The sequence below is a fragment of the Microcoleus sp. LAD1_D3 genome, from assembly GCF_036702135.1.
Lineage (GTDB): Bacteria > Cyanobacteriota > Cyanobacteriia > Cyanobacteriales > Microcoleaceae > Microcoleus.
Genome location: NZ_JAUBSB010000024.1, coordinates 31,016 through 45,465 on the forward strand (window position 1 = coordinate 31,016; position 14,450 = coordinate 45,465).

The 14,450-nt window shown below is 45.2% G+C and carries 12 protein-coding genes; 6 read left to right on the forward strand and 6 right to left on the reverse strand.

Annotation, left to right across the window (positions count from 1 at the left end):
* From QUA74_RS15565 to QUA74_RS15575, 3 genes are all read right to left on the reverse strand, one after another.
* The coding region (locus tag QUA74_RS15565) for a two-partner secretion domain-containing protein (RefSeq protein WP_333330474.1) at positions 1-2,579 on the reverse strand (2,579 nt) is incomplete at its 3' end.
* 1,016 nt (positions 2,580-3,595) lie between these two features.
* Positions 3,596-5,365, reverse strand: coding sequence for a DUF3352 domain-containing protein (locus tag QUA74_RS15570; RefSeq protein ID WP_333330477.1), 1,770 nt, complete (start codon positions 5,363-5,365; stop codon positions 3,596-3,598).
* A gap of 328 nt (positions 5,366-5,693) precedes the next feature.
* Entirely contained in the window at positions 5,694-6,785 is a 1,092-nt protein-coding gene (locus QUA74_RS15575; protein ID WP_333330480.1) for a hypothetical protein, read from the reverse strand.
* A 58-nt stretch (positions 6,786-6,843) separates the two neighbouring features.
* Here QUA74_RS15575 and QUA74_RS15580 point away from each other — a divergent pair, with 58 nt between their 5' ends.
* The 4 genes from QUA74_RS15580 to QUA74_RS15595 all read left to right on the forward strand — a co-directional run bounded on the left by QUA74_RS15580 (position 6,844) and on the right by QUA74_RS15595 (position 11,027).
* Positions 6,844-7,017, forward strand: coding sequence for a hypothetical protein (locus QUA74_RS15580; protein ID WP_333330483.1), 174 nt, complete (start codon positions 6,844-6,846; stop codon positions 7,015-7,017).
* A gap of 31 nt (positions 7,018-7,048) precedes the next feature.
* Positions 7,049-8,287, forward strand: a complete 1,239-nt coding sequence (locus QUA74_RS15585) for an LL-diaminopimelate aminotransferase (protein WP_333330486.1) — start codon at positions 7,049-7,051, stop codon at positions 8,285-8,287.
* A gap of 246 nt (positions 8,288-8,533) precedes the next feature.
* Positions 8,534-10,051 carry an AAA family ATPase gene (locus tag QUA74_RS15590; protein WP_333330488.1) on the forward strand — a complete coding sequence of 506 codons (1,518 nt, stop codon included), beginning with the start codon at positions 8,534-8,536 and terminating at the stop codon, positions 10,049-10,051.
* A gap of 130 nt (positions 10,052-10,181) precedes the next feature.
* The gene (locus QUA74_RS15595; RefSeq protein ID WP_333330491.1) at positions 10,182-11,027 is read left to right on the forward strand and encodes a hypothetical protein; all 846 of its coding nucleotides are present in this window, start codon (positions 10,182-10,184) and stop codon (positions 11,025-11,027) included.
* Between the two features lie 11 nt (positions 11,028-11,038).
* On the opposite strand, the gene QUA74_RS15600 is transcribed toward QUA74_RS15595, so the two are convergent.
* A complete protein-coding gene (locus QUA74_RS15600; RefSeq protein WP_190745066.1) occupies positions 11,039-11,281 on the reverse strand; it encodes a helix-turn-helix domain-containing protein in 243 nt (80 codons plus the stop codon).
* Between the two features lie 215 nt (positions 11,282-11,496).
* Here QUA74_RS15600 and QUA74_RS15605 point away from each other — a divergent pair, with 215 nt between their 5' ends.
* Together QUA74_RS15605 and QUA74_RS15610 are read left to right on the forward strand one after the other, a co-directional pair.
* The gene (locus QUA74_RS15605; RefSeq protein ID WP_190731698.1) at positions 11,497-11,760 is read left to right on the forward strand and encodes a hypothetical protein; all 264 of its coding nucleotides are present in this window, start codon (positions 11,497-11,499) and stop codon (positions 11,758-11,760) included.
* 165 nt (positions 11,761-11,925) lie between these two features.
* On the forward strand, positions 11,926-12,567 hold the full coding sequence (locus tag QUA74_RS15610; protein ID WP_333330494.1) for a Uma2 family endonuclease: 642 nt from the start codon (positions 11,926-11,928) through the stop codon (positions 12,565-12,567).
* A gap of 67 nt (positions 12,568-12,634) precedes the next feature.
* Here the strand turns inward: QUA74_RS15610 and QUA74_RS15615 are convergent, their stop codons facing one another.
* Together QUA74_RS15615 and cofH are read right to left on the reverse strand one after the other, a co-directional pair.
* A complete protein-coding gene (locus tag QUA74_RS15615; protein WP_333156224.1) occupies positions 12,635-13,240 on the reverse strand; it encodes a hypothetical protein in 606 nt (201 codons plus the stop codon).
* A 3-nt stretch (positions 13,241-13,243) separates the two neighbouring features.
* A complete protein-coding gene (gene cofH, locus QUA74_RS15620; RefSeq protein WP_333330497.1) occupies positions 13,244-14,401 on the reverse strand; it encodes a 7,8-didemethyl-8-hydroxy-5-deazariboflavin synthase subunit CofH in 1,158 nt (385 codons plus the stop codon).
* Between the last annotated feature and the right edge of the window lie 49 nt (positions 14,402-14,450).

A 14,450-nucleotide genomic window follows, 5' to 3' on the forward strand; every position in this document is an offset into this window, starting at 1 on the left:
TGAGTAAATGTCGGTGCGATCGGTGGCAAATTATTTGATACTGGTGCTGGATTTTGAGTAAATGTCGGTGCGATCGGTGGCAAATTATTTGATACTGGTGCTGGATTTTGAGTAAATGTCGGTGCGATCGGCGGCAAATTATTTGATACTGGTGCTGGATTTTGAGTAAATGTCGGTGCGATCGGCGGCAAATTATTTGATATCGGCGCTGGTGCGGGCGCTGGTGCGGGCGCTGGCGCGGGTGCTGGTGCTGGTGCGGGTGCGGGTGCTGGTGCGGGTGCTGGTGCGGGTGCTGGTGCGGGCGCGGGTGCTGGTGCGGGCGCGGGTGCTGGTGCCGGTGCTGGTGCGGGCGCGGGTGCGGGTGCGGGCGCGGGTGCGGGTGCGGGTGCGGGTGCGGGTGCGGGTGCGGGTGCAGGTGCCGGCGCGGGTGCGGGTGCTGGTGCGGGCGCTGGTGCCGGCGTTAGTGTTTGTAAAGGTGCGGGTGCGGGCGCTGGTGCCGGTGTCGGCGCTGGTGCGGGCGCTGGTGCCGGTGTCGGCGGGGGTACAGGTGCAAATATAGGTGCTGGTGCTGGTGCGGGTGCGGGTGCGGGTGTGGGTGCTGGTGCTGGTGCGGGTGTGGGTGCTGGTGCTGGTGCGGGCGGTGGTACAGGTGCAAATATAGGTGCGGGCGCTGGTGTCGCTGCTGGTGTCGCTGCTGGTGTCGCTGCTGGTGTCGCTGCTGGTGTTGGTGCTGGTGTTGGTGCTGGTGTCGGCGCTGGTGCTGGCGCTGGCGCTGGTGCTGGTGTTGGTGCTGGTGTTGGTGCTGGTGTTGGTGCTGGTGTTGGTGCTGGTGTTGGTGCTGGTGTTGGTGCTGGTGTTGGCGCTGGTGTCGGTGCTGGTGTTGGTGCTGGTGTTGGTGCTGGCGATACTGAAGAAGCCGTAATGTTAATTTGGGTCGGCTGTACTATCTGAGGGCTGGGGCTGAAATAACCTCCCTGTGTAATAACATTTTCCTTCTTTGGACCCCCAGTGGCAATGCTGCCAGCAGTACCGTTGACTCTGTTATAGTCTGGCCCGACGCTGAAAAGAGTGTTCGAGGCTTCTCCGCCGTGGCGAATGGTGATATCTCCACCATTAGCGCTACCAGTCGTGGATGCGGAAATGCTGCAAGCTTGCGACAAGCAGTGGTTATCGTTTGTGAAAGTGCCTGTAGCTCGGAAATTACCGCCGGCTGTAATGTCAATATCCCCTCCGCCTGTTCGGCCTTCGGTGTTGATATGGGTTACTTCGATATCGTTGCGGGCGTTGAGGGTGACTTCGCCACCTTGTTTTTCTTCGGAGTTGGCGTCTATGAACCCTGTTTGAATGCTGCTTGAGGGTGCTGCAATACTAACGTTTCCCGCGTTGCTGTTTTTGTCGATCGACTCTGCGTTGATATTGCCTGTTTCTACTTTTCCTGTACGGCTGGTGACGGTGATGTTGCCGCCCGCAGTGGTGTCGGAGTGGGAGTCGATATCGACAGTGCGAATGTCGCCCCTAGCTTCTAGGGCGATCGCACCGCCTTGGGAACTTGTCAGGTTTCCGCTGACTGCAATGTTGTTAGCGGCTTGAATGGCGATCGCCTGAGCGTTTGCATTTTTTACTGCAACGTCCCCCGCAGCTACGGCTCGGTTAGACGCCGTGAGTACCACTTCACCGCTGGCATTGACGCTGATGCCTGTAGCGTTTGTTTCACCAATGCCTGTGAGCAGTTCGGGCAAGGCGATCGGCAATGCCGAAGCTGTTACCGTTGTTCCAATGCTGCTCGTCGCTGAGGGCGGCTCGATTTCCAAACTCAGCAAATTGCCTCGCTGGCTGACGCGCACTAAATTTGTCCCGGAGACTGATGCTACGGTAATTTGACCGCCTGGGGCCGAAACGCTGCCGGTGCTGACAACGGTGCCGCCCACCAAGGTTAAGTTCTGCCCTGACTTAACGGCTAAGTCTGCCGTGCTGATAATTGCCCCTGCTTGATCGGCTCCAAAAGCAAAGGAATTGGGCGCGCCTGTCAGAGATGTGTATGTGCTACTACCGTTGGCGTTAAACGAGTTTGAACCAAATCCAATAGCGGTGGCGGTGGTTGCTGTGAAAGAAGCCGGCACGTTTAAACTAGCACTGTTGCCAAATATGATGCCGGATGGATTTATCAGAAACAAGTTAGAATTGCCGCCGGTTACTTGAATTAAGCCGTTAATGATCGAGGGGTTGCCGCCGCCTATGCCCGCTAAAATGTTGCGAATGTTGGGGTTTGATATAAAGTTGGCAATCTGATTTTGCGACAAGCCGAATTCTGTAAAACTGTGGAAAAGATTTGCTCCATCGCTCGATAATTGTCCGCCTTGAATATCGAAGCGACTTGGCTGCCCAGGAGTTCCGTTTTGCGCTGCGGGAGTGACGGTAGTGCCCGTTCCGTCCGTCGCTGGAACAATTGTTTGACCTTCGGCTTTTGCTTGCAAAAAGTAAATATTTATTAAGACTATTTGCAGAGCAAGTGTCAGTTTGCTTATTCTGGCTTTTGAGAGAAATTTAGACTTTATTTGAATATTTTTGGCGGTTTTCATGGGTTTTTAATGGGTAAAATATATAAAACATAAATTAGGTAAAGAAACCGGATTTATAGAAAAAACTTGGTTGACGGCTGTGTCACTAAATATCTGCACATCTGTGCTGTGTCTGGTCAATTTGCGTAGAAGATTGGAAATCTACCCCTCATTTTGCGAGGGGGTATTTGTGAGCTATTCTGTCAGTCTTATTACTAAGTAAGGTTTGCCTGGTAAATGTTCACGTTCCCTGGTTAGGAAAGCGATACGCTTAGCTATAAACCTGTCGACTCGTTCGTTAATCGCCTTCGACAGTGCAGAATGCAGGCGTTTACATCACGGTGTCATGACCAGATGAACGTCGTCAGTTAACACGCTTAAGTGCAGGTTCCGACGTTGTACAGGTGCTGACTAGGGATGCCAAGCTCTCCATAGGTTTTTCGGAACGGTTGAAGACGCTATATTTATGAAGCACCCCGGTTTCTGACTGCAAGTGCATTCAGGAGTCAATGAGTATAATTTGCCTCGGCCTGGGCAATTTTTTTAGCGTATCTTCTCCACAATCTAAATATAACTCTAAATGCCTAGGAACTGTATCTTCCGCATGACATATAAAAAAAAAACTGCCTTCTTAGAGGCACTCCGATGCCGAGCAACCGAGTTTTTTAACTATTATTGAGAGTATGAACTAATTATGGGGGAGGAAAAACCCGGTTCTGCGTCCAAAACTGACGGGAAAAGAGGCCAAGAGCATTTTTGGTAAACAAAATATTTTAATGGCAGGCAATTAAAATTCTGACAGTAATAAGTAAGTCAAATTGTTAGGGTGTTCAGAAACCCGGCTTTTAAAATAAACCGGGTTTTTGGGTTTCTTTGTGTGAGGTTTTGTGAAGTAAAACTACTTAAATCCGGCTCTATTGCCCTCTTGTATTCCAGTCCACTATTGCTGATTTCGATCGGCTGCTTTTCGGTTTTAATCGATCGCCCTGTTGGTATTTAAGGGGCTGTGCAGGCGGATTTGTGGAAGGATTTAAGAGTTAATTGGGTGAAGTTTGGACAGTGGGCGAGGGACTGGGTGAAGCAGGGCGCGGTGAAGCAGGGCTCGGTGAAGCAAGACTGCGTGAAGGATTTGCAGAAGGAGTGGATTGGGTGGATTTTTTGAGACCGACAAAAGCGTCATAACGGGTGGTACGATCGCCAATGACGGCCGCTGTAACGCCGATCGACCGCGTGGCGTCTATCCACATTTTTTGGTTGGGAGGAAACTCCGGCAAAGCTAGGTTTTTCGGATTAAACGCACTCTCGGTGTCGATGAAGAAATTGCCGTTGTGGGGTTGAAGTTGCGATCGTACAGTTTTTTGGAACAGTTCGCTGCTTAAAAGCGGACTTTTCGGTGCCGGAACGATCGCATCAACCACGGGAGCTCCTACTGTGATAAACGCTACATCGTTCATCCAACCGCGAGTTACCGTAATCCCTCCAAACGGCGATGTCCATTTAATCGCCGGTTTGCCGCCGACTTGAATTTCCTCCACTCTAAACCCTTTAGTTTTCATCGTTTCATCAAGCTGTTTCAGGGATTTGTTGGCGGCGCCCTGGTTGTTTGTTTCCACCATAAATACAAATCCGGCAGCAAATTTGTCTCTGGGATTCTGGGCGGGCGCTGGTATTAATGATAGAGAAAATTCTCCCGCCATCCAGTTCATGAAGTCTTTATCTAAATCCATGCCGGTAGTGGATTTTAAACCTGTGCGTAAAACTTGGGGATTAATCGGGGAAATCGGGTTTGCCTCGGCTCCCAATACGTAGTCTTGCCACAAACGCTGCAAGTTGCCGCCGGATACCATCATTATTGTATTGTTTGGCAGGCGGTTAACCATTTTTAGAGCATTATTTTCTACTGCTATCCTTCTGGTAGAATCTGGTTTTAGCCAAGAGACTGATTTGAAGGCAATTCCTTCTACATCCAGCGTCGCTGTTGTGGCAAATCCTTGATTTTGTTGCAGTTTTTCGAGGCTTTCTGGCGAAATTTCGCGGGTTGAGTTGGCGGCGGCATAGGCGGTGGCAACGGGCATATTGACGTAGATTTGACCGAAGGCGCCCGGACTTTTTATTTTGTCTATGGCGTCTGCATAGCCAGGGGTTTTTGCTAGGGAAGGTTCGCCTTTGTAGGTGTCGATTATTCTGTCTGTAGCGCTAGGATCTGTGGTGACTGCTAGATAGTTGGTGCCCAATACCGCGACGGAGAAATTGCGATCGGGTACGCCTTGAGTTTCTGTGACTTGGACGCCTTTGTAATTACGCTCAACTATTTTTCCTTGGCTGAGAGGTCTGGGTTTTGCTAATAATTCTTTGGCTTTGAGCGGGTTGGCAATTGGCAGGATAATTGCCACTGACTGTTGAATTGGCGGAGATGGGGGGGCATTGGGTGCGGGCGCGGGGGCTGGTATAGCTATTTTGTTGCGGAGAAAAGCCACCATTGCCGTGTTACCCACCCAGGGTTGAATGTCTTGCTGGTAGGCGTAGCCGTTGCTGGTGAGGAGGCGATCGCGCATTTCCGTTAAAAACCTCTCAAACGAAGCTTTTGACTCCGGCGTGCCAAACTCTCGCAGTCTATCCCACTGGGATTCATCGGTGCTGATGGATAGGGCCATCATCGTATCTTGCGGGACAACGGTTGCCCCCGCCGGCAAATCTTTGGCGGGCCCACGGGAGATGACGAGGTAGTAGGTGACAAAGCCTAAACCGATCAGAAGTGTGGCGGCTCCGATGGTAAACAGCAGGGAAGATTTATCTTTCTTAAACATTATTCGTAAGGTTCGGGTGCTCGCAACATGATAGATTATTTTCTTGGCTAATGTAGCAGATACATTAGCAGATACATTTAATCGGGCAAATCTAGGAAAGTTGACTGTTGACTGTTGACTGTTGACTGTTGACTGTGTGCCGAAAAACAAATGATGGTTGACTGTTGACTGTTGACTGTGTGCCGAAAAACAGAAAATTGTGCTTATATTTGCTGGCAGATTGAAGGAGACTTTACCTGAACGATCCTACCGGATTTGATATAAGCCCGTGGAACGAAACCCCACACAAAAAATGTAGCAAGACTTTTGTGAAATCGTATTAACTGAATCAGTTTCTTGCCTTAAAGTCTTTAAAGATAGTTTGAAACGAGTACATCAGCCGATGGACATCGTTTGTGGCTCTAGGAAAAATGTTGAGCTCCCATTTTTTGCGAGCGGTAGTTAGCAGTTTTGCTACGGGTTGGGAGTAACTGTTAGAAATGAAATAGCTGCCACCTTCGTAGCGAATATCTGACGCTAATCCGATAAAAGCACCCGCCATTTCTAGTTTTAGTTCCGAGGTGCTGTGTTCCGACTTTACTGCTAAAATTACCTGCGAATGTCGGGGTTCGCGGTTGAGCAAGCGACAGATAGTCGCTTCTTTTTGGTACAAAATTAAAACGTTGCAGTTGTGCAAAACTCCGGCTCTACCTTGGACTTTTACTCCTAGGTGAACTTCCAGGGCTGGTTTGTCGGGAAATTCCACAACAGCATGAGTGTATGGATGTGCAGTTCCGTGGATTTTTCCCGCCGTTTTTCTAAATGTTAAATATTTCGGTGTTTCGTCGTCTAAAACATTGTTGTAATAAATAGTACCGCCTTCATTAGCCACTGCTTTTAGCAGAATAGTGAATAGGTAAGTGTCAAAAATTCTGGCTTGTTCTGCCGCTGTGTTAAATTCGGGATCGATCGAGCTTTTTAATTTGCTTTTAATGTCGGAATTGATGGCGTAGTTGCTGGGCCCGGAGGGCAGTTTCTCGAGCAAGTGCTTGAGGCCGATCGCCTGTTTGTGGCGGGGGGCTGTGACGCTGGAGGTAAACTCGATTGTTTTGGCAGTTTCGGCACCTGAATTGGCAAAGGTAATTTTTGTGCCGAGGGGAGAGGTTTCTGATTCTACTTTCAAGAAATAAGCAATTTCGTCTTCCATTTCGGAAGTGTTGACCGTCGCTTGTTCGACAGCATTAATTAACAGCAAAAGTTGTTCTTTTGCGGTATAATCTTCTATCTTGAGCAGAGGTGTTTTTCTTTTGAGCGATCGCTCTTCAATTACTTTGCCTATCTCTACAGTATCCGCTACTTGTTGAACTACCCAACCCAAATTAAACTCATCCAGAATTGCCGCCAGTTCTTGATAGAGTTTGGCGTACTCGATCTCGTCCATAATTGTTTCTGCGCTGCCTACTATTCTGATTATACAAGCAGATTTGATTTTTTGGTCAATGGCTGTTGAGCAACTACCCAGATTGCCTGTAATGGCGAATTGGCCGAGTGTTCGAGTGTTCGATTGGGGAAAATCTTTGTCTTGGCTGAACATTCATCCGTTACATCCGTTAAATCCCGTACACTGCTGGTTGCCGAACTTGCTGCTGCTTGAGAGAGACAATTGGGAGTAAGCTATTCTACGACATTTGTAGCGATCGAACTATGGCAACTATCAACGACAACTACCTCAAACTCAAAGCCGGCTACCTGTTTCCCGAAATTGGGCGCAGGGTGAAAGCCTATGCAGAGGCGAATCCCGAAGCGCCCATCATTCGGCTGGGGATTGGCGACGTAACTGAACCGCTACCGGCTGCTTGTCGGGAGGCGATGGTGAAGGCGGTGGAAGACATGGGCTCGCGGGATACCTTTAAAGGATACGGCCCGGAACAAGGTTATGAGTGGCTGCGGGAGAAAATTGCCGAGCACGATTTCAAGTCGCGGGGATGCGATGTTGATGCTTCGGAAATCTTTATTTCTGATGGTTCTAAGTGCGATTGTGGCAATATTCTCGATATCTTTGGCAACAATAACACGATCGCAGTTACAGATCCAGTTTATCCGGTGTATGTAGACACTAACGTGATGGCTGGACACACGGGAGATGCCAACGAAAATGGCGAATACGGCGGCTTAGTTTACCTGCCAATTACAGCAGAAAACAATTTTACTGCGGAAATTCCCACTGACAAAAAAGTCGATTTAATTTACTTGTGTTTTCCGAATAACCCGACCGGGGCAACTGCAACTAAGGAACACTTGCAAGCTTGGGTAAATTATGCTAAAGCTAACGGTTCGATTATTTTCTTCGATGCGGCTTACGAAGCGTATATTACCGATCCGAGTTTACCGCATTCTATCTACGAAATTGAAGGGGCGCGGGATTGTGCGATCGAATTTCGTTCTTTTTCCAAAAATGCTGGTTTCACGGGTACTCGCTGTGCGCTAACAGTTGTACCGAAGACTCTGACTGGAAAAGCAGCAGATGGTTCAGATGTCGAAATTTGGAAGTTGTGGAACCGCCGCCAATCTACTAAGTTTAACGGTGTTTCTTACATCGTGCAGCGCGGTGCTGAGGCGGTTTATTCTGAGGCAGGCAAGGCACAAATTCAGGCTTTAGTCAATTTTTACAGGGAAAATGCTGCGATTATTCGCGAGAAATTGACAGCGGCGGGAATCGAGGTTTTTGGTGGCCAAAATGCACCTTATGTGTGGGTGAAAACGCCTCACGGTTTGTCGAGTTGGGATTTCTTTCAGAAGTTGCTGGAAACTTGCAATGTGGTGGGAACTCCGGGTTCTGGTTTTGGTGCGGCGGGTGAGGGTTATTTCCGCATTTCGGCGTTTAATAGTCGGGAGAATGTGGAAGAAGCGATGAGACGGATTGTGGAGAAGTTTAAGGTGTAAAAGCGCGAGAGATAAGTCTCTTTGGGGCGGGCAAGATGCCCACCCCACAAGAAATTGATATGTTGTGGAACAGGCATCTTGCCTGTTCAAGTGGGCGGGCAAGATGCCCACCCCACAAGAAATTGATATGTTGTGGAACAGGCATCTTGCCTGTTCATGAAAATAGTAAAAGATGTGAGTTATAATCTAAAATAATTGTGGCTCAGCCTTTCAATAAAAAATGCAAGCTAACACCAGGAGTTTATTATGCACTTGCTACGAGTTCAAGTTCCTGATTTTCGCGGTTTAAAGGACATTGACATCACTTTTGAAAAGGATTTTGTTCCTAATATTTTTCCGCTGGGTAGTCAAAATGGTGGCGGTAAAAGTACGCTGTTGCAGTTGATTTTTGTATTGCTGCACTGTTCTGTGGATGACGATAAAAAACTATTTTTACAAAACTTTATTCAAGGATTTAAAGTGGGTGAGGGAGAAGATAAAAAAAATTTAGCAATTATTGATATTTGGAATGGAGAAAAAATAGTTCAAATTATTTTCTTTGTGTGCAAAGATTCTTTTCTAAAAAAGTCCGACTCTTTAAATGTTAAAATCAAAAATACAGAAGATATCACTTTTTATCCTGTAACACAATTTAAAGTAATGGAAAAGCAAATTTCAGATTTAGAATCAGTAAATAACAGTTTAACACTCAGTAGTGATAGATTAGATCAAATCAAAAACATTGAAGACAATCAACAAAGGTTTGCCACGGCTCAAAGAGAATTTAGGTTTATTCAACAATTGGTATCAAATTCAAGAGTTTCAGCATTAATATCTGTTGTAAACTCAACAAAAAATGTTTCTATTAAAGAAATTCAAACTTTTCAAGACGAAATAAAACACAGACTAGAAGAAGTTGAAAGTAACCTAAAGAATTTGAAAACCACCTATGGAAGCTATGAGGAAGTTTGGGAAAAAATCGTTGAATATTTAACAGAAAAAAATATGACATATATATGTAACTATTCAAGTGAAAAAATCTCAAATGATCAGCAAAATGAAGCTTTACTCTGTCATTTAAATAATATAGATAGGAAAGAAACCAACGATTTTTTAAACATACTTTCAGATAAAATATTTTTAGCAGCTCCCTCCACACAAGTTTTTCTATTTCTCGATAGATATACTAGAGAACTATTATTTAAAAGTCACAGTCAAACAAATGAGCATTATTTCGATAAAATTCACAAAGCAAAATCTCAACTAAAAGGATTTTTTACTTATGACTTTATGGTTGTAGATTTACTCATTGAAGCCTTTAAAGCTGCTCGAGATAAAGATTTTAAAGAAGCTATAGAAACAGGTAAATATGGTAACAGCTATCAAACCTTAGTAAATGAATTAAGATTTTTATTAAGCTGTAAAACAATAAATATTGACAAAGACCTTTCGGCAGTAACTTTAAAATTAGAGAAAAATGGTGAAACTATAGAACTATATCCAGGAGATTTAAGTCACGGCGAGCTCAAAAGACTCAGCATTTATATATGGATCAAGTCTCGCAACATAGAAGATGCTATTGTTTTGATGGATGAAGTTGAAATTGCTTTTCATCCAGATTGGCAAGATCAAATTATATCAGACCTCCAAGAGTGGGGGCCCAGCAATCAATATATTTTGGCAACTCACTCCTACGCATTGTGTGAAGCTTTGACACCAGCTCACGTTAAAGAAATCGAGCCAAAACTGCTCAAACAACAATCTAATATTACAAATGAGTCTTAATCCAGAACAGCTAAAACAACATTGTGAGGCAATTCTTCAATCTCCCAGAATTAACAACAGAATTGTGGTGCTATGCGAAGGCCCTATTTCCGATATCGAGGGTAGGCGATCGCCTCAAGCTTATAAAAAAATGGAGGAAATGCCGGATGCCAACTTTTATAAGGCTTGCGTTCCGAGATGGTGGAGAGAAAAGCTGCCACAATTTTTCAACTGTGGCGATCGCGCAAGTGTAATAAATACTTATTTCAAGCTTTTAACATTACACGAACAGGATACCACTAATTCACATTTAGATCCCGCTCGACTTTTTGCAATGATAGATTTGGACTTGCACCTGCAAAAGATTGATGATTACCCTTTTCCCGATACAGAAGCAATTTTTTGCGATCTTTACGAAAAATCGGAGGTGCGATCGCAAAATGCAGCACTACACCGGATATGGATTACAGGTTTGATTCATAAAGAAGCATATTTTATCACACCTGAGCTTCAATCAATATTTGATGATTATCCTAATTATCCCATGTATCAGGATAATCCTGTTCAACTGAATAGTATTTATATGGATATGGCTGATAAAATTAGTAGCGATCCAGACTTGAAGAATAACCTTAACATACAGAGAGCGCTCGATCGCATAAATCATTGTTTAAATTGTACAGATTTAGATAAATTACAAGATTCATGGAAAACTGAGTTTAAAAATACGTCTGATGAAACACGGAAGCATCAGTTAATTAGGGCTTTGCTCACAATTAAAAAAGTTAAGAATGAGAAACAACCTGAGCATGATTATTGGGAAAAAATTAAGCCACCCGTTGACTGGAGTGGGAATAAGAAAGTATTTAGAGAGCAACTCTCGTTAGAAATTGGGAGATTTTACTCAAAGCAAAGTAGCGATGTTAAGTCTCATATTCCTTTTTTTTTCAAAACAGTGTATGATTTCGTTTATTTAAATAAAACGCCTCAATTATAATATTCCGTTTTCTATCCATCAGCATCGCTAGGAAAACCAAATTGGTCTGGTAATTCAGCAGAGGTAATTTGCAGAATCTCTAGCAACTTCTTGTATTGAACAGGCGTTAGCTTCGGTACAGATCGCCCAGCTTCCCAGTTGCTTACCGTCGCTTCCGTAACGCCAAGTGCTTCTGCTAGCTGCTTTTGAGTCATAAACCGCTGAACTCTCAGTCGCATGAGGGGCGATCGATCGGCTCTTTCTGAGGTTTCCATAGGCTATTTGTTAAGTTATATTAATTTATTTGGGCTTTGCCTAAAATGATTGACATCTACCCTAAATTAATTTAGATTTAACCCAATAGAGATTAGACAGCACCAGCTAAGCCACTTGTGCTGTAGGGGAATTGCTGTCTTTTCTTCAATTCGTTATTGTACGCGGTTTTACCGTTACAAAGCATCAAACCTATCCAAAATTATTGGTCAAAGCTATGTTGCAAGATTCATCATCGAACCAAACATCGCCCAATGTTTTAACCAACCAAACCTTTGAGGCCGATCGCGAAGCAGTCCGTCACGTCATCATCGGTTCGCCGCTGGGGGTACGCCGAACTATCCACCAACTGCACGCATTGCGCTACGAGGAAGCTGTTCGTTGGACTCATCCGATCGCGATTCCCGACAATCGCATCATTATTACACCCGATCAGGGAGAAATTATGAGTCTGTTAGTCAAATTAATCCGGTTGCAATGAAGTCTAAATGTGCGATCGCTCTTTCTAGAATTGAGTCAAAAGTGCGATCGCGAATCTCTTCTCGTTGCCCGTGCTAAACTCAACAGATATATCCAAAAACCCTTGTGGGGTAGGCATCCTGCCTGCCCTTGGCACAAACTTAACAACTAGCTCGCAATTCAGCTTATGATTGTTATCACCCCCGTGCTCAAACCTGTTAGCCAAATAACGCTTTCTCCCGGTAGTATCGTAACTATTCCCAATATAAGTTGGCTGGAATTCGAGTCGATTTTGCAGGAATTAGGAGAAAAGCGAAGAACCAGAATTGCCTACAGCCAGAGTACCTTAGAAATCATGGTTCCCTTACCCGAACACGAAAGGCCGAAAGATTTAATTTCCGATATTGTAAAAATTTTACTTAAGTCAGCGGGCAGAAGATATGAACCCTTTGGTTCTACTACTTTCAAACGGGAAGGTGCAGCAGGAGTTGAACCTGATGCTTGCTTTTATATTCTAAATTATCAGCGGATGATTAATCGCCGCCGACTTTTACCGGACGATCCGCCGCCCGATTTGGCAATTGAGACGGATGTTACTTCTAAAACTAAGATCGATGCCTATAAAATTATTGGGGTTCCAGAAGTATGGGTTTATGACGGCGGCCGACTTCGCATTTATTTGCTGCAAGATGGAGAGTATGTAGAATCGGATATTAGTCCGAATTTTCCAGAAATCGCGATCGCCCAACTGATTCCGGCTACAGTGGAACGTGCTTTGCAGGTTGGAAGTTGTCAAGCGCTAGAAGAATTTGAAAGTGCGATCGGCTAAACTCTTAGGATGCGTTACGCGCTTCGCGCTTCGCATCTGACAAGCTTTACCAACTGAGAGGTTTCAATTAGCCATCTCGTACCATCCAAACCAGCATACCCAAAATTTCGTCCACCGGAGGCAAGGCATAGTCATTAAGATCGATCGATACAATTTTTTCCTCTAGTTTGAGAAATCGCCACTGCGTGCCGTTACTGACACTGCCATAAATAACTGAAATTGGTTTCCCCTTCGCTTCATTAAACTTCTGCATTGCCACCATTTCTGCAACGCACTGTCCAATTCCTGTCTTCAAATCAGCTTTTTTAGCCTCAACAACCGCCACTGCGGGTGCTTCAATCTCCAACATTTCAGGAGAACGACTAATCAAATAATCACAAATCCCGTTTAGTCCAGTTTCATAATCAACTGTAAAGTCTTCCCCCGAAAACAAGCTAATATTCTGCTGCAAAATCTTCCTGACTTCCAGCAGTACCGGAGTAATAATCATTTCCGAGCGAGCTTTTTCGCTACCTGTCGCCACAGCTACGGGTAAACTATTCGCCAAAAAATCTGTCAGGGTTGCACTCGGAGCGATCGGAGTTATTTGCGGTAGAAATCGCGGGCCTTCTACAGTTGTTAATCCAAAGGCTTGTTTAACTTTGATAATTGAGGTGAACTCGCTATAAGACATCGCTCAATTTATCCTACTACTTATGACTGCCAAATTGTCAACCCCTAAAGGTCGATAAATTGTATCTCTTTGCTGATAATCCCGCCCCAAAGAACGAATCGCATTTTGCAAATCTTCGACAGATTGACAACTGCCACCAACCGCACCGGCCATCGTTGTAATGTGCTCTTCCATCAAAGTGCCGCCGATGTCGTTGCAGCCCCATTTCAGCGCTTCTGTAGCTCCATCTAAACCTAATTTTACCCAACTCGGTTGGTGATTGGAAATCAAATTTCCCAAGAAGATTCTCGATACTGCGGTGAGTAACAATGTATCTGCTAAAATTGGTTGGTCGCGGCCGACTCGACTCCGCAAAGGTGCTGGTGCTTCCTTTCCGACAAATGGTAGTAAAATAAATTCTGTAATGCGTGCCCGATAGTTTTGGTCGATCGCAGTTTGTTGGAGCGATCGCACTTTTTCTAAATGCAAAACCTGCTGCCCTGCCGTCTCAATATGCCCGCAAAGCATCGTACTCGTTGTCGGCAAACCCAGACGGTGAGCAGTTCCCACAATTTCCAGCCAAGTTGCCGAATTTAGTTTTTCCGGGCAAATCACCCGTCGCACAGAATCGTCAAGAACTTCCGCCGCCGTTCCCGGCATCGAATCGACTCCCGCATCCTGCAAAGCCGAAATTACATAGCTGAAACTAAGATTATCTCCTCTGGCAATAAATTCTATTTCTTGCGGCGAAAAAGCGTGCAAGTGCAACTGAGGAAACTTATCCTTAATGGTTTTCACCAATTGCAGATAATAAGGCAAAGATGCGCCGTTGAGTTTAGCTTGAAGATTTAAGCCGCCCTGCATACAAATTTCCGTTGCACCCCGCTGCACTGCATCAGTTGCCTTTTCCTGAATTTGAGCTGCATCTAACCAAAAAGCGCCCTCATCTCCTTCGTCGCGACGGAATGCACAAAAACTGCAATGCTGCTCGCAAATGTTAGTAAAGTTAATATTCCGATTGATAACGTAGGTGACAGTATCCCCTGATTGTCGGCGGCGGAGCAAGTCAGCGGTTTTTTGAATAGAAGCTCGTGCGTCTGGCTCTGTTTGCTGCAAAAGTACCACTGCCTCTGCAGAAGAGATGTTATAACCTTGTAAAGCTCGATCGAGAATTGCATCCACAGTTTTCTTTTTAACTCAGCTACAGAATTACTGACTAGAATTAAGGCGT